Origin of the sequence: Rhodoferax sp. BLA1 (assembly GCF_013416775.1) — a bacterium.
Classification (GTDB): Bacteria; Pseudomonadota; Gammaproteobacteria; order Burkholderiales; family Burkholderiaceae_C; genus Rhodoferax.
In genome coordinates this window covers 265,379-283,023 of sequence record NZ_SZVI01000010.1, presented here as the reverse complement: position 1 = coordinate 283,023, position 17,645 = coordinate 265,379, and the positions used below count along the sequence as shown (strand labels likewise).

General features: G+C 61.9%; 17 protein-coding genes. 10 read left to right on the top strand and 7 right to left on the bottom strand.

Going from position 1 to position 17,645, the window contains the following annotated elements:
• Nucleotides 1–6: 6 nt before the first annotated feature.
• From FDG13_RS12120 to FDG13_RS12105, 4 genes are read left to right on the top strand one after another with little or no spacing between them, the layout of a single operon-like run.
• Complete coding sequence (locus FDG13_RS12120; protein WP_180127979.1) at nt 7–345, top strand: FeoA family protein; 339 nt, start codon at nt 7–9, stop codon at nt 343–345.
• A 36-nt stretch (nt 346–381) separates the two neighbouring features.
• The gene (locus tag FDG13_RS12115; RefSeq protein WP_078366134.1) at nt 382–615 is read left to right on the top strand and encodes a FeoA family protein; all 234 of its coding nucleotides are present in this window, start codon (nt 382–384) and stop codon (nt 613–615) included.
• Nucleotides 612–2,951, top strand: coding sequence for a Fe(2+) transporter permease subunit FeoB (feoB, locus tag FDG13_RS12110; protein ID WP_180127977.1), 2,340 nt, complete (start codon nt 612–614; stop codon nt 2,949–2,951). The genes FDG13_RS12115 and feoB overlap by 4 nt, the downstream gene beginning before the upstream one ends.
• 19 nt (nt 2,952–2,970) lie before the next feature.
• A complete protein-coding gene (locus tag FDG13_RS12105) occupies nt 2,971–3,270 on the top strand; it encodes a FeoC-like transcriptional regulator (RefSeq protein ID WP_180127975.1) in 300 nt (99 codons plus the stop codon).
• Nucleotides 3,271–3,320: 50 nt separating this feature from the next.
• Here the strand turns inward: FDG13_RS12105 and FDG13_RS12100 are convergent, their stop codons facing one another.
• The 4 genes from FDG13_RS12100 to FDG13_RS12085 form a co-directional block, all read right to left on the bottom strand.
• Entirely contained in the window at nt 3,321–3,815 is a 495-nt protein-coding gene (locus tag FDG13_RS12100) for a Dps family protein (protein ID WP_180127973.1), read from the bottom strand.
• Nucleotides 3,816–3,834: 19 nt separating this feature from the next.
• Complete coding sequence (locus FDG13_RS12095) at nt 3,835–4,785, bottom strand: ZIP family metal transporter (protein ID WP_180127971.1); 951 nt, start codon at nt 4,783–4,785, stop codon at nt 3,835–3,837.
• A gap of 295 nt (nt 4,786–5,080) precedes the next feature.
• The gene (locus FDG13_RS12090; RefSeq protein ID WP_180127969.1) at nt 5,081–6,475 is read right to left on the bottom strand and encodes a DUF3422 family protein; all 1,395 of its coding nucleotides are present in this window, start codon (nt 6,473–6,475) and stop codon (nt 5,081–5,083) included.
• Between the two features lie 94 nt (nt 6,476–6,569).
• A complete protein-coding gene (locus tag FDG13_RS12085; RefSeq protein WP_180127967.1) occupies nt 6,570–7,469 on the bottom strand; it encodes a LysR family transcriptional regulator in 900 nt (299 codons plus the stop codon).
• A 116-nt stretch (nt 7,470–7,585) separates the two neighbouring features.
• Here FDG13_RS12085 and FDG13_RS12080 point away from each other — a divergent pair, with 116 nt between their 5' ends.
• From FDG13_RS12080 to FDG13_RS12070, 3 genes are read left to right on the top strand one after another with little or no spacing between them, the layout of a single operon-like run.
• Nucleotides 7,586–8,368, top strand: a complete 783-nt coding sequence (locus FDG13_RS12080; RefSeq protein WP_180127965.1) for a class III extradiol ring-cleavage dioxygenase — start codon at nt 7,586–7,588, stop codon at nt 8,366–8,368.
• Nucleotides 8,365–9,051 carry an alpha/beta hydrolase gene (locus tag FDG13_RS12075; RefSeq protein WP_255435217.1) on the top strand — a complete coding sequence of 229 codons (687 nt, stop codon included), beginning with the start codon at nt 8,365–8,367 and terminating at the stop codon, nt 9,049–9,051. The genes FDG13_RS12080 and FDG13_RS12075 overlap by 4 nt, the downstream gene beginning before the upstream one ends.
• Before the next feature lie 21 nt (nt 9,052–9,072).
• Nucleotides 9,073–9,630, top strand: a complete 558-nt coding sequence (locus FDG13_RS12070; RefSeq protein ID WP_180127963.1) for a hypothetical protein — start codon at nt 9,073–9,075, stop codon at nt 9,628–9,630.
• 97 nt (nt 9,631–9,727) lie between these two features.
• On the opposite strand, the gene FDG13_RS12065 is transcribed toward FDG13_RS12070, so the two are convergent.
• A complete protein-coding gene (locus FDG13_RS12065) occupies nt 9,728–10,201 on the bottom strand; it encodes a low molecular weight protein-tyrosine-phosphatase (protein WP_180127962.1) in 474 nt (157 codons plus the stop codon).
• 300 nt (nt 10,202–10,501) lie between these two features.
• Between FDG13_RS12065 and FDG13_RS12060 the strand changes: the two genes are divergently transcribed.
• The 3 genes from FDG13_RS12060 to FDG13_RS12050 all read left to right on the top strand — a co-directional run bounded on the left by FDG13_RS12060 (nt 10,502) and on the right by FDG13_RS12050 (nt 15,391).
• Nucleotides 10,502–11,812 carry a hypothetical protein gene (locus FDG13_RS12060; protein ID WP_180127960.1) on the top strand — a complete coding sequence of 437 codons (1,311 nt, stop codon included), beginning with the start codon at nt 10,502–10,504 and terminating at the stop codon, nt 11,810–11,812.
• A complete protein-coding gene (locus FDG13_RS12055) occupies nt 11,812–13,605 on the top strand; it encodes an N-acetylglutaminylglutamine amidotransferase (protein ID WP_180127958.1) in 1,794 nt (597 codons plus the stop codon). The genes FDG13_RS12060 and FDG13_RS12055 overlap by 1 nt, the downstream gene beginning before the upstream one ends.
• Nucleotides 13,606–13,753: 148 nt before the next feature.
• Nucleotides 13,754–15,391, top strand: coding sequence for a sensor domain-containing diguanylate cyclase (locus tag FDG13_RS12050; RefSeq protein ID WP_180127956.1), 1,638 nt, complete (start codon nt 13,754–13,756; stop codon nt 15,389–15,391).
• A 48-nt stretch (nt 15,392–15,439) separates the two neighbouring features.
• Here FDG13_RS12050 and FDG13_RS12045 read toward each other — a convergent pair whose 3' ends face one another.
• Together FDG13_RS12045 and FDG13_RS12040 are read right to left on the bottom strand one after the other, a co-directional pair.
• Nucleotides 15,440–15,895, bottom strand: a complete 456-nt coding sequence (locus tag FDG13_RS12045; RefSeq protein WP_180127954.1) for a MarR family winged helix-turn-helix transcriptional regulator — start codon at nt 15,893–15,895, stop codon at nt 15,440–15,442.
• 37 nt (nt 15,896–15,932) lie between these two features.
• Nucleotides 15,933–17,642 (bottom strand): acyl-CoA dehydrogenase, encoded by a 1,710-nt coding sequence (locus FDG13_RS12040; RefSeq protein ID WP_180127951.1) that lies wholly within the window; start codon nt 17,640–17,642, stop codon nt 15,933–15,935.
• Nucleotides 17,643–17,645: the final 3 nt, after the last annotated feature.

Genomic DNA, 17,645 nt, shown 5'->3' with positions numbered 1-17,645 from the left:
AGCACCATGTTCACTTCCAGCGCCCTGTCAGGCAACGATGCCGCCCTGTTCCAGCCCGCGTCCAACGGGACAACGTCGGCAGATGCGGGCCAGGCAACGCACGCCAGCAGCAACCGCACCCAAGCCACCTTCCCGTTGAGCATGGCCACACCGGGCCAGTTGCTGCGGGTGGCGGCCTTGCGTGGCAGCGGCATGGACCGGCGCATGACCGAGATCGGACTCAACGTGGGTGCAGAAATCCGCGTGGTGCAGCAACAAGGTGGCGGTTTGGTGGTGCAGCGTGGTGAGAGCCGGTATGCCCTGGGTGCGGGATTGGCGCACCGGGTGCTGGTGGCTGCCGTCTGAACCCGTGGCGATTTTTCATTTTTAGGAGCAGAAACAATGACAAGCTTGAGCGACCTGCAGGTCGGTGATACCGCCCGGATATTGGGTTATGGCGAGGGCGGCGCCAGCTACCGCCGCAAACTGCTGTCGATGGGCATCACCCCCGGTGTGTCGATCAGCCTGACTCGGCTGGCCCCCTTGGGTGACCCGGTGGAAATCCGGCTGCGCGGCTTTGCCCTGTCATTGCGCAAGGACGAGGCCAAGGCCTTGCTGGTGGAGAAACTGGCATGACGCAATTTACTTTGGCCCTGGTGGGCAACCCCAATTGCGGCAAAACCACCCTGTTCAACGCCTTGACCGGCTCACGCCAACATGTGGGCAACTGGCCCGGTGTCACCGTCGAGAAAAAAAGTGGCAACTACAAACTTGGCAGTACAGACATAGAGGTGATTGACCTGCCCGGCACCTATTCACTCGATGTGGTGGACGGCGAGGTGTCACTTGATGAGCGGGTCGCCCGCGACTACGTGCACAGCGGCGAGGCCAACCTGGTGGTCAACATCGTTGATGCGGCCAACCTGGAGCGCAACCTCTACCTCACCACCCAGTTGATCGAGATGGGCGTGCCTCTGCTGCTGGTGCTCAACATGACCGACATGGCCGCCGCCAAAGGCATGCAGGTCAACGCGGCCAAACTGGCCGAACAGCTCGGCTGCCCGGTGCTGCCGGTGGTGGCCAGCAAAGGCAGCGGCATCGCCGAGCTCAAGACGGCCATCAGCCAGGCGGCACAACAACAGCCACGCGCAAGCGCCCAGGTGGTGTATTCAGACGCCCTGCAAACGGCAGTGACGACCCTGGCGCGCCAGATCAGTGCCCTGCCTGGCAAATTACCTGCCCGCGCTGAATGGTTGGCGGTGCAACTGCTCAGTGGCGACGATCTGGCGCAAAAAACTGCTGGACCGGAGATCACGGCGCAGGCCCGCGAGTTTGCGGCGGCGCTCGGTGACGACCTGGACATCCTGGTGGCCGACGCACGTTATGGCCTGGCCAACCGGGTCGCGCAAACAGCGGTCAAAACCACCAGTAAACTCACGCGTGATGCCTCCGAACGGATTGACCGCGTGGTCTTGCACCGGGCACTGGGCATCCCGATTTTCCTGGTACTGATGTACCTGATGTTTTTGTTCACCATCAACATCGGCGGCGCTTTCATCGACTTCTTTGACGAAGCCGCCAAGGTGGTGCTGGTGGATGGCACCACCGAGTTGATGACCCACCTGGGTTCACCAGAATGGCTGATCGTGCTGATCGCCAACGGCATCGGTGGGGGTATCCAGACGGTGGCCACCTTCATCCCGGTGATCGGCTTTTTGTACCTGTTCCTGTCGGTCTTGGAAGACTCGGGCTACATGGCACGCGCCGCTTTTGTGATGGACCGCTTCATGCGCTGGGTCGGCCTGCCGGGCAAGTCCTTTGTGCCACTGATTGTGGGTTTTGGCTGCAATGTGCCAGCCGTCATGGCCACCCGTACGCTGGAGAACCGGCGTGACCGCTTGCTGACCATTGCCATGGCACCGTTCATGTCCTGCGGCGCACGTTTGCCTGTCTACGTGTTGTTTGCGGCTGCGTTTTTCCCGAGCAACGCGCAAAACGTGGTGTTTGGTCTGTACCTGATTGGTATTGCGGTGGCCGTGTTGACCGGCTTGATCCTGAAAAACTCGCTGCTGCAGGGTGATGTGGCACCGTTCATCATGGAATTGCCACCCTACCACTTGCCCACACTCAAAGGCATCCTGCACCACACCTGGGACCGGCTCAAGGCCTTCATCGTCAAGGCCGGGCGCATTGTGGTGCCGATGGTGCTGGTGCTCAACTTCCTCAACGCGGTGGGCACCGATGGCAGCTTTGGCAACGAAGACAGCGACAAATCGGCCCTGGCCGAAGTCGGCCGCACCATTGCCCCGGCCTTTGCACCGCTGGGTCTGAACGCCGACAACTGGCCCGCTGCGGTGGGTATCTTCACCGGGGTGTTGGCCAAGGAAGCGGTGGTGGGTACGCTCAACGCTGCCTACAGCGCCTTGGCGGAGAGTGACGCCAAAGCGGCGGGTGATGAGCCTGAAGAGGCTGAACCTTATGACATGCTGGGTGGTCTGGCCGCCGCCTGGGACACCGTGCCCACCAATCTGAGTGAGGCGCTGGGCAAATGGGCTGACCCGCTGGGCTTGGACATTGGTGATGTCAGCGATCAGGCCGCTGTAGCCGAGGAGCAAGAGGTCTCTGTGGCCACCTTTGGCGCCATGGCTGCGCGTTTTGATGGTGCTGCCGGTGCGTTTGCTTACCTGTTGTTCATTTTGCTGTATTTCCCCTGCACCGCAGCCATTGCGGTGGTGTACCAGGAAAGTGGCACCCGCTGGACCCTGTTTGTGGCCGCCTGGACCACCGGTATGGCCTACGGCCTGTCCACCATCGCCTACCAGACTGCCATCTACGAGCGCCACCCGGGTGTTTCGCTGGCCTGGATTAGCGGTGTATTGGTGGTGTTTGCGGTGGTGTTGGCGGTGATGCGTTACCTGGGGCGCACGCCCGGCAAGTCTGGCCCCACGCTGACCAGCCCACGCACGGCCTGAACCAACGGAGACTCACACCATGATCATTTCACGCCTGAGTGCTTATTTGCAGCAACACCGGCGCGCCAGTCTGCACGACATGGCGCTCGGGCTGGACACCGATGCCGAGGCCTTGCGCGCCATGCTGGCCGTGCTCGAACGCAAGGGCCGGGTCAGCCGTCTGCCCAGTGGCACCCCCTGCAGCGGTGGCTGCGGCAAATGCCAGCCAAACACGGTGGAAATTTTTGAGTGGACGGGCGCGGCCCCAGCCGATCCGTCCGCGCCAAATGGTCGGGCGACCCCGAGCATCCCGATCCGGGCCTGCGCCAGCCACGGCTGATCAAGAACACAAGGCGCGTTTGCGGTAGCAGCGCATTCGCGCTGCGACGCTTACTCTTCCAGCAGACTGCGCAACATCCAGGCAGTTTTTTCGTGGATGTCGATGCGTTGCGTCAGCACATCGGCCGTGGGCTGGTCGTTGGCAGCATCCACCACCGGGAACAGCTTGCGGGCGGTGCGTGCTGTGGCCTCCTGCGCAGCCACCAGATGGCGGATCATGTCGGTGGCCTTGGGCACACCGTCCACCTCCTTGATTGACGCCAGCTTGACGTATTCCTTGTAAGTGCCCGGTGCCGGGAAACCCAGGGCGCGGATGCGCTCGGCAATGATGTCCAGCGCGTTCCACTGCTCGGTGTACTGGCCCATGAACATCATGTGCAGGCTGTTGAACTGTGGCCCGGTCACGTTCCAGTGAAAGTTGTGGGTCATCAGGTACAAGGTGTAACTGTCGGCCAGCAGGGCTGACAAACCTTTGGCGATGGCCTCACGCTGTTTGGCATCGATCCCGATGTCCATGTTGGGCAAACCCAGTTTTTTCTTGCTCATCATCTTTCTCCTATAAAAATCAACCCAGCGCTGTATCCAGCACCATCATCAGGGCAAAACCGATCATCAAACCGATGGTAGCCGGGGTCTGGTGGCCATTGCGATGGGTTTGCGGGATCACTTCGTGGGACACCACAAACAACATCGCACCCGCGGCCAGACCCAGTCCAATCGGGTAGGCCAGCGCAAATCCGCTTGACAGCCCCACCCCCAGCAATGCACCCAGCGGCTCCAGCAATCCACTGGCTGCCGCCACCAACACCGCCAACCGCGGTGTCAAGCCCGCACTGCGCAAAGCCAAGGCCACCGCCAGCCCTTCCGGGATGTCCTGCAAAGCAATTGCGGTGGTCAAAGGCAAACCCACACTCATATTGCCTTGTGAAAAACTCACACCAATGGCCATGCCTTCGGGCAAGTTGTGCAAGGCAATCGCAAACACAAACAGCCAAACCCGGTCATAACGCTCAGGAACCGGGCCGCTGCGCCCGGTTTGTTCATGTTCATGGGGCGTGAACTCGTCGAGCCCCAGCATCAGCAACACCCCCAGCGCCATACCCAACACCACCACCGCAGCACCCAGCGGTTTGTTACCCAGGATGTCCGCACCCGCTTCCAGGCCGGGCAACAACAGCGAAAAAGCACTGGCCGCCAGCATCATGCCTGCGGCAAAACCCAGCAGGCTGTCTTCGAGTTTTTGCGGCACACTGCGCAAACCCAAGGCGGGCAAGGCGCCCAGTGCCGTGGCAGCCAAGCCAGCCGCACCGCCCAGCATGGCGTAGCGCAGGCCCGGCCCAAGCTCAACGGTCGCGAGTTGCAACAGGCTTTGTACCAGCAACACCAGCACACCAAACAACGCCAAACCCAGGCCCAAAGCCGCCACACGGTGGGCACGGACATGGGCCCACAAACTCAGTCGCCAATCGGAAGAAGTCGGGACAGATGGTGTCAAAACGGCAGTTTGTTCAGGCATAAGAAGTTCCGGTGCCCACAGGCACGGGCTGAGGTGTTGGGGTCAAGTTGCATTTCCTGAGAACAGGCCAAAAGCAGCATAGACCTACTTTACGACGGCAGGTCAAAACACACCAATGGATTGTCTGGATACCAGACATAGCCAATACCAATGACCGCCATTTTTGGCGTAATCCATGATACCCAGCACTCACACAACCACGTGGTAAGCAGGCTTGTTCATGAGGCTATGTCTCGCATCAGGGCAGCCACCACCGTGTCCTGCACTGAGCTGAGCCAACAAGAACCGACGCAGGTTACGGCTTGGCCACCAACTTGGCGTGGATTTTCTGGGTGGTGCGCCACACCACCCACAACACCACCGGCACCAGCGCACCAGCGGCCATTTCGGGGTTGATCGGCAGCCCGGCGGCCTTGAGCGCTTTGCCACCGTACAGCAGCAGGCTGATCACGTAATAGGAAATCGCTGCAATCGACAGGCCTTCCACCGTGCTTTGCAAATGCAGCTGCATTTCCTGGCCACGGTTGAGCTTGGCCAGCAACTCGTGGTTCTGTGCCTCGGTGGCAATGTCCACCCGGGTGCGTAACAAATCGCTGGCGCGTGCCACCCGCCCGGACAGTGAAGACAGGCGTCGCGCGGTGGCCGCCACCGTGGCCATCGCGGGCGACAAGCGGTGCTGCAGGTACTCCCCAATCATCTGGGTACCCGGTATGGCTTTTTCACGCAGTTCGGTCAAGCGTTGCCCCACCAGCGTGTAGTAGGCCTGGCTGGCCGAGAACCGGTAGATGTGCTCCGCCGTGGCCCGCTCCACACGGGCCGCCAGCGACACCAGGGTGTCGAGCAACTCCTGGTCGGACGCGGTCTTGTTCTCCAGCCGGGCGGTGATCAAGGCCAGCTCGTTCTCGGCCTGGGTCAACATCGGCCCCAGCGCCTTGGCCACCGGCAGGCCACGCAAGGCCATCAATCGGTAAATCTCCAGCTCCAGCAAACGCCCGGCAATGCGCCCGGCGCGGGTCTGGCTGGTGCCCTCGGGGGCAATCACCAGCATGCGCTCGAACCCGTCTTCCTGCAATTTGAACTGGGTCAAGGCCCAGGAGTGCCCAGCCGGATGTTGGTAACCCCGTGCCTGCGCCGTGGGCCCCGGCGCCGCCGTTGCGTTCAAGGCGTTGCTGCCCATGAGTGATGCCACCACCGTGCGGGCACCCAGCCAGCGCATGGCCTGTGCCATCAGCGCCTGGGCATCGTCCAGCGGCGCATTGAGCATCACCAGCTGGATCGCCGACACGGTCTGCCCAGGGATCTGCCGCAACCACGGTGCAGGCACGGCCAGATGCGACATCAGGTCTGGCTCCACCGCATCCAGCAAAGCGTGCTGCGGCAAGGCTTGGACGATGGTGTAACGCGAGAACTCGTTGTGGCGCTCCCATTTCACGGTGCAGCCATCCAGGCGCAGGCGCAAGAAGTTGTCTTGTAAACACGCCGCTGCCAAACCAGACTGACCCGGCAGCTGGCGCAGATGCTCCCAGGCCATGTCGCGCGTCACACCCTCGTGCAACACCGCCACATCCACCACCAGCGCAGGCAGGCGGATACGGGCCGATGGCCGGGCATGCACCTCGTTGTGCAAAGCCGCGCGCTGACTGGCGTCAGGCGGCAGGAATCCGGTGGAGGGGGTGGCGAGATAGTGCATATGGTCGATTTTGCAAGGCTTTTAGCGGTTTGCAGATGACAGATCGGGGCTAAACACCGCAAATCCCTAGGAATGGTGTTGCCAGCGCCACACCTCACCAGGTCGGCCCACGTCCGGCCAACTGCACCACCAGAAAATCAATCAGGCGCCGAACCTTGGCCGACAGATGCTGGCGGGTTGGATACACCGCGTAAATGCCCAACTCCCCGGCACGGTACTGCGGCATCAGTTCCACCAGCGTGCCTGCCGCCAGATCGGGCCCCACCAGAAAGGCCGGTTGCAGGATCACCCCCTGGTGGGCCAGCGCGGCAGCACGGCAGGTGTCACCACTGTTGGTGCGAATACAGGGCTGAGTGCTGACACGCAGCTCTCCCTGAGGCCCATCAAAAGACCATTCGTCCCGACCCGACCAGTAGCTGTAGGCAATCACCGCATGCCCGGCCAGCTCAGCCGGATGTGTGGGTGTGCCATGGGCCGCCAGGTAGGCCGGTGAAGCACATAACACCAGCCGGGTGCTGCTGAGCTGGCGGCTGACCAGGGTCGAACTCTCCAGCCGACCAATGCGCACCGCCAGGTCATAACCATCCTCCACCAAGTCCACCACCCGGTCGGACAAGGTGATGTCCAGCCTGAGCTTGGGGTGCTGCGCCTTGAACAGGCCCCACAGCGGCGCCAGATGCAGGACACCAAAGGTCACCGGCACACTCAGACGCAGCAGGCCGCTGACCAGGTCACTGCGCGAGGTGATTTCAGCCTCGGCTTCCTCCAGCCCGGTCAGCAAAGCCTTGCTGCGGGCGTGAAACACCTGCCCCTCCTCGGTAAGCGACAGGCGCCGCGTGGTGCGGTGCAACAGGCGCACACCCAAGCGGGTTTCCAGATCGACCACATAACGCGACACAGCGGCCTTGGACAGGTTCAGCGTGTCTGCCGCTTTGACAAAACTGCCCGCATCCACCACTCCAACAAAGGTCTGCATTTCCAGGAAACGGTCCACTATCCCTCCAAGTGAAACAATCTATCTAAATTATCGCTATTTATCTTCTGGTTCAAACTCAATAAAGTTCCCCCATGACTGACGCGAGGTCGCGCCAGAACCTTCAGGAAGACACCATGACCCAAGCCCCTGTTTTCTTCATTTCACATGGCGCGCCCACCTTTGCCATCGAACCCGGCACGCTGGGCCCGCGGTTGCAGGCGTTTGGCCAGCAGCTCACCGGTGTCAAGGCCGTGCTGGTGGTGTCCCCCCACTGGCAGACACGCGATGTGCAGGTCATGACCACAGCTCAGCCGAGCACGGTGCATGACTTTGGTGGTTTTCCGGCCGCGCTCTACAAACTGCAGTACCCCGCCAGTGGCCAACCCGACATCGCCCTGGAGGCGGCCCGTCTGCTGAAGGAAGCCGGTTTTGCCACCAGCACCGACAACCAGCGCGGGCTGGACCATGGCGCCTGGGTGCCCTTGATGCATTTGCTGCCGACTGCCAATGTGCCGGTGTTTCAGGTCTCGATGCCCCGCAGCTTGACTGCCGCGCAAGCGCTGCAGTTCGGCCAGGCACTGGCACCGTTGCGTGACCAAGGTGTCGTCATCCTGGCCTCAGGCAGCATGACCCACAACCTCTACGAGTTCAGCCCCTATGCCACGCAGCCCGAGCCTTATGTGCAGGTTTTTGCCAGCTGGGTGCACGCAGCCGTGCTGGCCCAGGACACCAAGGCCCTGCACCACTACCGTGACCTGGCCCCCCACGCCCAGCGCGCCCACCCGACCGAGGAGCACTTCCTGCCCCTGCTGGTGGCGCACGCCGCCCGTGACAACGATCCGGCGCAGCTGATCGACGACAGCATCCAACACGGCGTGTTGTCGATGGCGTCTTATGCTTGGGGAGCACAGGCATGAACACCACCCCCTCCCACATGAGTGACCTACACACCGACGCCCCATCGGGCCTATCGTTGCGGCTGGTGCAGCCAGTACCCTCGCAGCCCCAACGCCTGGTGATCCTGCTACATGGCCTGGGCACCCGCGAAACCGATCTGGCCGACCTGGCACAAGGCATGACACCGGACACCCTGGTGGCCTTGGTGCGCGGCCCGATCACGCTGGGCCCGGGCCAGTTTGCCTGGTTCCGCCTGAGCTTCACCGGCAACGGCCCCGTGATCGACGCCGAAGCGGCCGAACGCAGCCGCCTGGCGCTGATCGAACTGTTGCAGCAGCTGCAGCGCCAATACGGCATCACAGCGGCCCACACAGTGATCGCCGGCTTCAGCCAGGGCGGCATCCTAAGCGCCAGTGTGGCCCTGAGCCAACCCGCCCTGGTGGCCGGGTTTGGCCTGCTGTCCGGGCGCATCCTGCCCGAGCTGGCGCCGCACCTAGCCAGCCCCGAGCAACTCACACAGCTCCGCGCGTTTGTCAGCCATGGCGAGTTGGACAACACGTTGCCAGTGGCCTGGGCGCAGCGTTCCACCGAGCTGCTGACCACACTGGGTGTACAACACGAACTGCGGCTCTACCCCATCGGCCACGGCATCAGCCCAGCGGTGCATGCCGACTTTCTGGCCTGGCTGGCCAGCATCATGTGAGCTCTGAACGGAAAGCTAACCATGTCTCACCCTGACTTTGACACCCACCTGAGCCGCCTGTTTGCCGCGGCACGCGCCCAGACACACGCTACGGAAACCCTGGTGCTGCTGCACATTGGCGACGAACAGACCGGCGTCGCCGTCGGCCAGGGCGCGGAACCAGCAGCCCGGCTGACGCTGGCCATCGGCGCGGAGTCCACCGCCCGTGAACATTTCCGGCACAGCCCACTCAGCCCGCTGGAACTGGAAAACGCCATCATGACCGTCGAAGACGAGGTCACCCGCGCCCTGCCACTGATGACAACCGGGGCCGAGCTAGTCACCAGTGATGCGGCTATCCGAGAGATCGCCCTGCTATCTGGTGTGACAGCAGGGCAGCGTATGGAGCTGTCACTGGAGGCGATGGAGCGGTGTTTTGATCGGCTGGCGCAGCGCTCACTCGGACGGCCAATATCGTCAGACAACTTGCCCACCAGCACCTCCTTTGCCGCAAGCTTGCTGATCCTGCGCGAGTTCATGCACCACCTGCGGTTTGAGGCCATCACCGTGCTGCAGACCGACACGCAGGAAACTCAGTAAACATAGCACTCATCCCTTGTTTCATAAGGGACAAAGCGCTATTTGACTTGCCTTTTTGCTGAATCTGGCGATGCCCCAGACTGCCGGGATCAGCCTGTCACAGCTGACGCCGCACATGCACCAGCAGCCCCTCACACGCGTCCTCCACCAGATCCAGCACCAGCTCAAAACCGTCCGCGCCACCGTAATACGGGTCGGGCACCACGGATGCCTTGTGGGCTTGGCAAAACTCGGTCAGCAGGCGCAGCTTGTGCACATGCTCGGGCGGGCAGTCGTCTTGCAGCACGGCCAGGTTGTCCTGGTCCATCACCAAAATCAGGTCAAAGCTCGTGTAGTCGGCAGCGTTGATTTGGCGGGCACGCAGGCTGGACAGGTCATAACCGCGCTTGGCTGCTGCCGCCTGGGCGCGGCTATCGGGCGGGCTGCCGGGGTGGTAGTTGTGGGTGCCGGCGGAGTCCACCCGCACCTGCTGGCCCAGGCCCTGCTCAGCCACTGTTTGGCGAAACACACCGTCGGCGGTGGGGCTGCGGCAGATGTTGCCCATACACACAAACAAAATTCCGTAAGGCATGCTGGTCTCTCATGATGTCAATCGCGACATTGTGCCGCATTTCACAAGCCTTTTAGGTCTCTAGCCCTTTTACAAAAAGGGTCGACCACTATGATTGGTATAGCGAGCCGACGCTTTGGCAGCCCTTGAGGCGACCAGCAGCAAAAACCGCCCGGCGCGACGGTCATCAAGGCGCAGCCGGGTCATCGGGTATCGGGACTCAGGCAAAATCGACCCATGATCACTTCTGAAGCCCGGGCTCGCCAGCGGCGCGACCTGCCACCAAGCTTCAGGCCGTGACACCCCGCAGTTTGCGTTGACATGACCACCACCCTCCCCCCTGATCCCACCCTGAGCCCAAGCAGCGCCGAAGCGCTGAACCGCGACTGTTTCTGCCGCACGCTCAACACCCAGCGCCTGCGGGTTCAGCTGGAAGCCGACCCCAGCCTGCACGGCCTGAGTGCGCAGATCCAGCAGACGCGGCCACATCTGTTTTCCAGCAGCGTGGTCTTTGTGTCAGAACAGGTGCAAGCCCAGATATCTTCTGTGGTTGCCGCTATTGAACGTGTAGCCAAGCTGCCAGGTTACCAGGCCCAGGCTTTGAGTCGCGCCAACCCGATTGCGCAGCACCACTGGGGCCCGCAGAGTGTGTGTATGGGCTACGACTTTCACCTGAGCCAACGCGGGCCGCAACTCATCGAGATCAACACCAACGCCGGTGGCCTGCTGCTCAGTGCCGCGCTGGCGCGCGCGCAAGAGGCCTGCTGCGCCGAGCTGGACCCAGCCTTTGTCACTTGCGCCGGGGATGCCAACCTGACAGGCGAGCTGTTCGAGATGTTTGCCACCGAATGGCGGTTACAACGCGGCGCGTTGCCCTGGCACACCGTGCTGATTGTCGACAGCGCACCGCAGGCGCAGTACCTCGCGCCCGAGTTCGAGTTATTTCGCCAGTTGTTTGCCCAGCAGGGCTTGCAGGCCATGGTGGCCGACCCGAGTGAACTGCTGTGGCAAGGTGGCCAACTGCTCTACCAGGGCACAGTCGTCGACCTGGTCTACAACCGCCTGACCGACTTCTACCTCGAAGACCCGGCCCACCAGGCGCTGCGCCAGGCCTATGAAGCCGGTGCGGTGGTGCTCACCCCCCACCCCAACACCCATGCCCTGCTGGCCGACAAACGCAACCTGATTGCGCTCAGCCAAGACAGCCTGCTGGCCGCCTGGGGCGTCAACGCGGCTGACCGCAAGCTGCTGGCCACCAGCGTGCCCAGTACCCGGCTGGTGACGCCCGAGCGTGCCGACGAACTCTGGGCGCAGCGGCGCCAACTGTTTTTTAAACCCGTGGCGGGTTACGGCGCCAAAGCCGCTTACCGGGGTGACAAACTCACCCGCCGCGTCTGGGCCGAGATTCTGGCGGGCGACTTTGTGGCGCAGGCGCTGGTGCCACCGTCCGCACGCCAGATCGAGGTTGACGGTGTGCCCACCGATTTGAAATTTGACATTCGCGCCTATGCCTATGCGGGCCAGGTGCAGCTGCTGGCCGCACGTATGTACAGCGGCCAAACCACCAACTTTCGCACCCCCGGCGGCGGCTTCGCCCCGGTCATTGTGGTGCCCGATTCGGAGAGCGATTGATGTGCGGGATCTGTGGAGAATTGCGTTTTGACGGCCTAAAACCCGACATGGCCGCCATAAGCCGCATGTCGGACCAGCTGGCGCGCCGTGGCCCGGACAACGCTGGCAGTTACTGCCATGGCCCGCTGGCTTTTGGCCACCGGCGCCTGTCGATCATCGACCTGTCCAGCCACGCCAACCAGCCGATGGTGGACAGCGCACTGGAGCTGGCGCTGGTGTTCAACGGCACCATCTACAACTACCGCGAGTTGCGCACCGAGCTGCAGGGCATGGGTTACCAGTTCTTCAGCGAAGGTGACAGCGAGGTCATCTTGAAGAGTTACCACGCCTGGGGTGACCAGTGCGTGACACGGTTCAAAGGCATGTTTGCCTTCTGCCTGTGGGACCAGCGCAGCGGCCAGCTGTTTCTGGCACGCGACCGGTTTGGCATCAAGCCGCTGTACCTGACCCAGGACAAGCAGCGCCTGCGTTTTGCCTCTAGCCTGCCCGCGCTGCTGGCCGGTGGCGGGGTTGACACCAGACTGGATGCGGTGGCGCTGCACCACCACTTCACGCTGCACACCGTGGTGCCCGCGCCGCGCACCGTGCTCAAGGGGGTGCGCAAGCTGCCACCCGCCACCACGATGTTGATCGACCCGGACGGCAGCCAGAGCCAGCAGGTCTACTGGACGCTGGACGCCACCCGCCCCGCGCAGGAGGTGTCCGAGGCCCAATGGCTGGCCGCCACCCGCGATGCGTTGGCCAAGAGTGTGGATCGGCGCCTGCTGGCCGCTGACGTGCCAGTGGGTGTGTTGCTCTCGGGCGGGCTCGATTCCAGCCTGCTGGTGGGCCTGCTGGCCGACCATGTCGAGGACCTGCGCACCTTCTCGATTGGTTTTGAGGACATGGGCAACGGGACTGAGAAGGCTGACGAGTTTGAGTTTTCAGACCAGGTGGCCGCACACTTCAAGACCCGGCACAAGCAGTACAGCATTCCCAACAGCGAGGTGCTCACCCGCCTGCCCGAGGCGGTAGAACAGATGACCGAACCAATGGCCAGCTACGACGTGATCGCGTTTTACCTGCTGAGTGAAAAGGTCTCGCAAGACGTCAAGGTGGTGATGTCGGGCCAGGGCGCCGACGAGGTGTTTGGCGGCTACTTCTGGTACCCCGAGATGGACGCGGCGCAAGGCACGCCGCTGGAGCGCTTCAGCCAGCACTACTTTGACCGCGACCATGCGGAATACTTGCAAATGATCACCCCGGCGTTCCAGGTGGGTGATGTGACATCCGAGCTGGTGGCAGCTGAGCTGGCCAAACCCGACGCCGATGAGTTTCTGGACGAGGTCTGGCGCTTTGACGCCACTACTCTGCTGGTAGACGACCCGGTCAAACGCGTGGACAACATGCCCATGGCCTGGGGCCTGGAGGTGCGCACGCCGTTTCTGGACCACGAACTGGTCGAGCTGGCCGCCAAAATGCCGCCCGCACTCAAACTGAAAGAAGGCGGCAAATACCCGCTCAAGGCCATGGCGCGCGGGCTGATCCCGGATTCGGTGATCGACCGACCCAAGGGTTACTTTCCGGTGCCGGCGCTGCGGTATGTGCGTGGTGCGTTTCTGGACAAGATGCGCGAGATTTTGCTATCTGACGCCTGCCTCAAACGCGGCCTGTACCAGCGCGACTATGTGGAAAAACTGTTGGCCGAGCCCGAAGGCCCCAATGCATTCACCCGCATCAACGGCAGCAAACTGTGGCATCTGGCGCTGCTGGAATGGTGGCTGCAGGTGCATGTGGACCCGCTGGTCGGTTGACGCAAAAACCGACACGACAGCGGGTGTTGCCACTTAGAATCAAAAAAAGGGTAGCTTTTAGTACAAAAAGTCAGTTGGCTTCGTTCAGGAGTTTCAAGAAATTGGGTGAGTACGTGACATATTCCCGCATCCTGACGATTTTTGCAGTATGAGCCTCCAGGCTAGCGAACCCCTTGGGCGCGAATCGACCTGGGCCTTGTTGGCCTATGGCTTGGCCGCGCTGGTGGCGCTGTCGGGCCTGGTTTTGCTGTTGCTGCAAGTGCAAAGCACCAGCCCCAGGCTGGACTTTCTGGGGCCGCTGTCGATGCTGCTGCTGGGGCTGGCAGGGCTGCTGACCACTGTCCTCACCCGCGCCAACCGGCGCCAGATCAGCCAATTAAATGCTTTGGGCGAGGAACTTGCCGACTACGCCGCCTTGCTGGAGCAAAACACCGATCTGCTGGAACGCGCCCAAAATGTCGCCAACATGGGCAGCTGGGTCAGCGACATTCCTGCAGACGACATCACGCCCTCACCCCAGGGTTGCAAGATTCTGGGCCTGCCAGCGGGGGCACACATCCGTTTTGAGGATTACCTCGGCCTGGTGCACGAGGAAGACCGCGCCAGCGTCAAAGACGCCTGGAAAGACGCGCTCAAACAAGGCGCGTTTGATGGGGAACACCGCATCCTGGTCAATGGCCGCCAACACTGGGTGCGGCACAAAGGTGAACTGGAGTACGAGCCAGGCGGCCAGGCGGTCAGTGCGCTGGGCATTGTGCAAGACATCACCGAGCAAAAATGCATGCGCATTGCGTTGAAAAACAGCGAGGCACGTTACCGCACCCTGATCGAATGGACGCCCGATGCGGTTCTGGTGCACCGGCATACCCAGATCATGTATGCCAACCCGGCGGCATTAAAACTGTTTGGCGCGCCCGACCTGCACAGCCTGCTGTCCAAACACACCACCGACCTGGTCCACCCGGTTGACCTGGACAGCCAGCGCACACGCATGTTGCGTATGGGCACCGATGAACCACCCTCCACCCCGGCCGAGGCACGTTGTATCAAACTGGATGGCTCACCGATTGATGTGGAGGTGCAGGGCACCGCCATCGAGTTTGATGGTGAACCGGCGGTGCATGTCTCGATCCGCGACATCACCCAGCGCAAATTCCTGGAGCACGAAATCCGGCTGCTGGCCTTTTACGACACCCTCACGCAGTTGCCCAACCGGCGCCTGCTCGACGACCGCCTGAGCCAGGCGATCAACGCCAACCGGCGCAGCGGTGGTTTTGGCGCGCTGATGTTTCTGGACCTGGACAACTTCAAACCCCTCAACGACACCTATGGCCACGGCGTGGGTGACCTGCTGCTCAAGGAAGCGGCCCAGCGCCTCAAAGCTTGTGTGCGCGAGATGGACACGGTGGCCCGTTTTGGCGGTGACGAGTTTGTGGTGCTGCTGACCGAGCTCGACACCGACTGGCAGAAATCACGCCAGTTCGCCGAGAACGTGGCGCTCAAAATCAAGACCGCCATGGCCAAGCCCTACTCACTCCCATTGCAGGACCCCAGCAACCCGGCGCTGCGGGTGGAGCACCGCTGCACCGCCAGCATCGGTGTGGTGGTGTTCGCCAGCGCCAGCAACCGCGCCAGCGCCCAGGACCTCACCAAATGGGCCGACGCTGCCATGTACCAGGCCAAAAACGAAGGCCGCAACCGCATTTGCTTCTCAGAACACTCCGCCGCCGAGGCCGTTGATCACTATTTTTTCAATAGCTACAAGTCCAGTACAGAAAAGGGCTAGAGGCCTATTTTTCTTAAAACTCAGTGAACTGAGCCAGCCGCACCTGGTCTATTTGTAGATTTTTTTGAGCAGCGCCATCAAGGTTTTGCGTTCTTGTGGGCTGAGTTTGGCGGTGACGTCGCGCTCCAGTTCAGCCGCTGTTTTTTCGGCGCGACGCACGGTTTGTTCACCCAGCTCGGTCAGATGCAGCCCCATGGCGCGGCCATCGTTGGGGTGTGGCAGGCGTTTGATCAGTTCGCGTTGCTCCAAGGCATTGACCATGCTGACCAGATTCGGGGCCTGAATGCCCAGGGTGTTGCACAACTGTTTGGAGGTGATGCCGGGGTTGTGGGTGATCAGCGATAACACCGAGAAATCCACCGTGCGCAACTCATACACGGCCATGCGTTTCATGAATTCTTCGATGATGACCAGTGCGGCCCGGCGCGCGTTGTAGCCCACCAGGGTTTCCAGGTAACGGGTGTTGACCTTGTCAACAAAAGGAATCGGGTCTTCGTCGTCCATCAGACTGCAGCAGATCAAAACTCTTGAGCATAACCAACTAGCCCAGCCGGGCCTGGATGATGCTCAGTCTCATGGCAAATTCGGGCAGGATCCAGTGCTGCAGCGCCGCTGCGGGGTTTAACCAGCGCGCGGCATCGGCCGTGCCAGCCTCGTCTGGCCGTGCCTGCTGGATGCGCAGCCAAGCCCACTGCAGCAGTGTCAAAGCCACCGCACGCAAGTAGTCGTCGGCAACCCAATACGCCAAGGTTGGGTCTGCCGCACTGGTTGCCACCAGTTGCTGCGTCAACTCTGTCAGTGTTTTCACCTTCGAGCCCAATGAATCTGAGGGCTGATTGCTATTTTTTTCAGAAGAAAGCAGCGATGCCAGCAAGCTCGTTATGCCGGCCCCGCCGTCCGCCAACACCTTGCGCACCAACAGATCAATCGCCTGGATTTCATTGGTGCCTTCGTAAATCATGCTGACACGCGAATCACGCACGATTTGCTCGATGCCCCATTCACGCACATACCCATGGCCGCCAAACACTTGCAGGCATTCGCTGCTGCCCTTGAAGGCCTGTTCGGTCCAGGCCGCCTTGAGCACCGGGGTCACCAGGCTGCACCAGCGCTCGGCTGTGGCGCGGCGTTGTGCATCGGGGTGGTGTTTGACCATGTCCAGCTCCAGCGCGGTGGTGTAGGCCAGTACACGTCCGCCATCAATCCAGGCGCGCTGGGTGTCCAGAATGCGCCGCATGGCCGGGTGTTCGATGATCAGATCCGCTTGTGCTGCGGATGTGCGACGACCGGGCGCCCGCATTTGGCGGCGCTCCTGGGCATAAGCCTGCGCTTTTTGCCAGGCAGCTTCGAGCAGCCCCATGCCTTGCAGCGCCACGTGCAGCCGGGCCGCGTTCATCATGACAAACATCGCGTTCAGGCCCCGGCCAGGCACCCCGACGATCCAGCCGGTGGCCGCATCGAAGCGCAAAACACAGGTGGCGCTGCCGTGTAAGCCCATTTTTTCTTCGATACGCTCGCAATGGACGGCGCTGCGCGTGCCATCCGGCAAAAATTTCGGCACCAAAAACAGCGACAGGCCTTTCGGCCCAGGCGACGCGTCTGGCAGACGCGCCAGCACCAAATGCACGATGTTCTCGCTCAGATCGTGTTCACCCCCTGAGATAAAAATCTTGGTGCCGCTCAACTGGTAGCTGCCATCAGGCTGGGGCACAGCACGGGTGCTCACCAGCCCCAAGTCACTGCCCGCGTGAGGTTCGGTCAAGCACATGGTGGCCAGCCACTCGCCGCTGGCGATCTTCTCCAGATAACGCGCCTTGAGTTCATCACTGGCGTGGTGTTTGATGCACTCGTAGGCCCCGTGTAACAGGCCGGGCGCCATGGTCCAGCCGTGGTTGGCGGCGCTCAGCATCTCGTACAACACGGCTTCCAGCACGGTGGGCAGACCCTGGCCACCGTCCTCTGGCGCACAGGCCAAGGCGGGCCAACCCGCCTGCCAGAAGGCTTGGTAGGCCTCTTTGAAACCTGGCGGAGTGGTGACCTGACCTTGGGAGAACTGGCAGCCTACCTCATCACCGCTGCGGTTGAGTGGTGCGACGACTTCGCCAACAAATTTGCCCGCTTCATCAAGCACCTGGCGCATCAGGTCGGCGTCCACCTCGGCGAAGTTGGGCAAGGACTGCAGGGACGCAGGCGCCCTGAGCACCTCGTGCAAAATGAAATGGATGTCGGACAAGGTGGGCTGATGGTTCATAAC

Excerpts from the sequence above, each read along its gene's own strand:
- FDG13_RS12120 (WP_180127979.1), top strand. The coding sequence starts at position 7 with ATGTTCACTTCCAGCGCCCTGTCAGGCAACGATGCCGCCCTGTTCCAG.
- FDG13_RS12115 (WP_078366134.1), top strand. The coding sequence starts at position 382 with ATGACAAGCTTGAGCGACCTGCAGGTCGGTGATACCGCCCGGATATTG.
- feoB (WP_180127977.1), top strand. The coding sequence starts at position 612 with ATGACGCAATTTACTTTGGCCCTGGTGGGCAACCCCAATTGCGGCAAA.
- FDG13_RS12105 (WP_180127975.1), top strand. The coding sequence starts at position 2,971 with ATGATCATTTCACGCCTGAGTGCTTATTTGCAGCAACACCGGCGCGCC.
- FDG13_RS12100 (WP_180127973.1), bottom strand. The coding sequence starts at position 3,815 with ATGAGCAAGAAAAAACTGGGTTTGCCCAACATGGACATCGGGATCGAT.
- FDG13_RS12095 (WP_180127971.1), bottom strand. The coding sequence starts at position 4,785 with ATGCCTGAACAAACTGCCGTTTTGACACCATCTGTCCCGACTTCTTCC.
- FDG13_RS12090 (WP_180127969.1), bottom strand. The coding sequence starts at position 6,475 with ATGCACTATCTCGCCACCCCCTCCACCGGATTCCTGCCGCCTGACGCC.
- FDG13_RS12080 (WP_180127965.1), top strand. The coding sequence starts at position 7,586 with ATGACCCAAGCCCCTGTTTTCTTCATTTCACATGGCGCGCCCACCTTT.
- FDG13_RS12075 (WP_255435217.1), top strand. The coding sequence starts at position 8,365 with ATGAACACCACCCCCTCCCACATGAGTGACCTACACACCGACGCCCCA.
- FDG13_RS12070 (WP_180127963.1), top strand. The coding sequence starts at position 9,073 with ATGTCTCACCCTGACTTTGACACCCACCTGAGCCGCCTGTTTGCCGCG.
- FDG13_RS12065 (WP_180127962.1), bottom strand. The coding sequence starts at position 10,201 with ATGCCTTACGGAATTTTGTTTGTGTGTATGGGCAACATCTGCCGCAGC.
- FDG13_RS12060 (WP_180127960.1), top strand. The coding sequence starts at position 10,502 with ATGACCACCACCCTCCCCCCTGATCCCACCCTGAGCCCAAGCAGCGCC.
- FDG13_RS12055 (WP_180127958.1), top strand. The coding sequence starts at position 11,812 with ATGTGCGGGATCTGTGGAGAATTGCGTTTTGACGGCCTAAAACCCGAC.
- FDG13_RS12050 (WP_180127956.1), top strand. The coding sequence starts at position 13,754 with ATGAGCCTCCAGGCTAGCGAACCCCTTGGGCGCGAATCGACCTGGGCC.
- FDG13_RS12045 (WP_180127954.1), bottom strand. The coding sequence starts at position 15,895 with ATGGACGACGAAGACCCGATTCCTTTTGTTGACAAGGTCAACACCCGT.
- FDG13_RS12040 (WP_180127951.1), bottom strand. The coding sequence starts at position 17,642 with ATGAACCATCAGCCCACCTTGTCCGACATCCATTTCATTTTGCACGAG.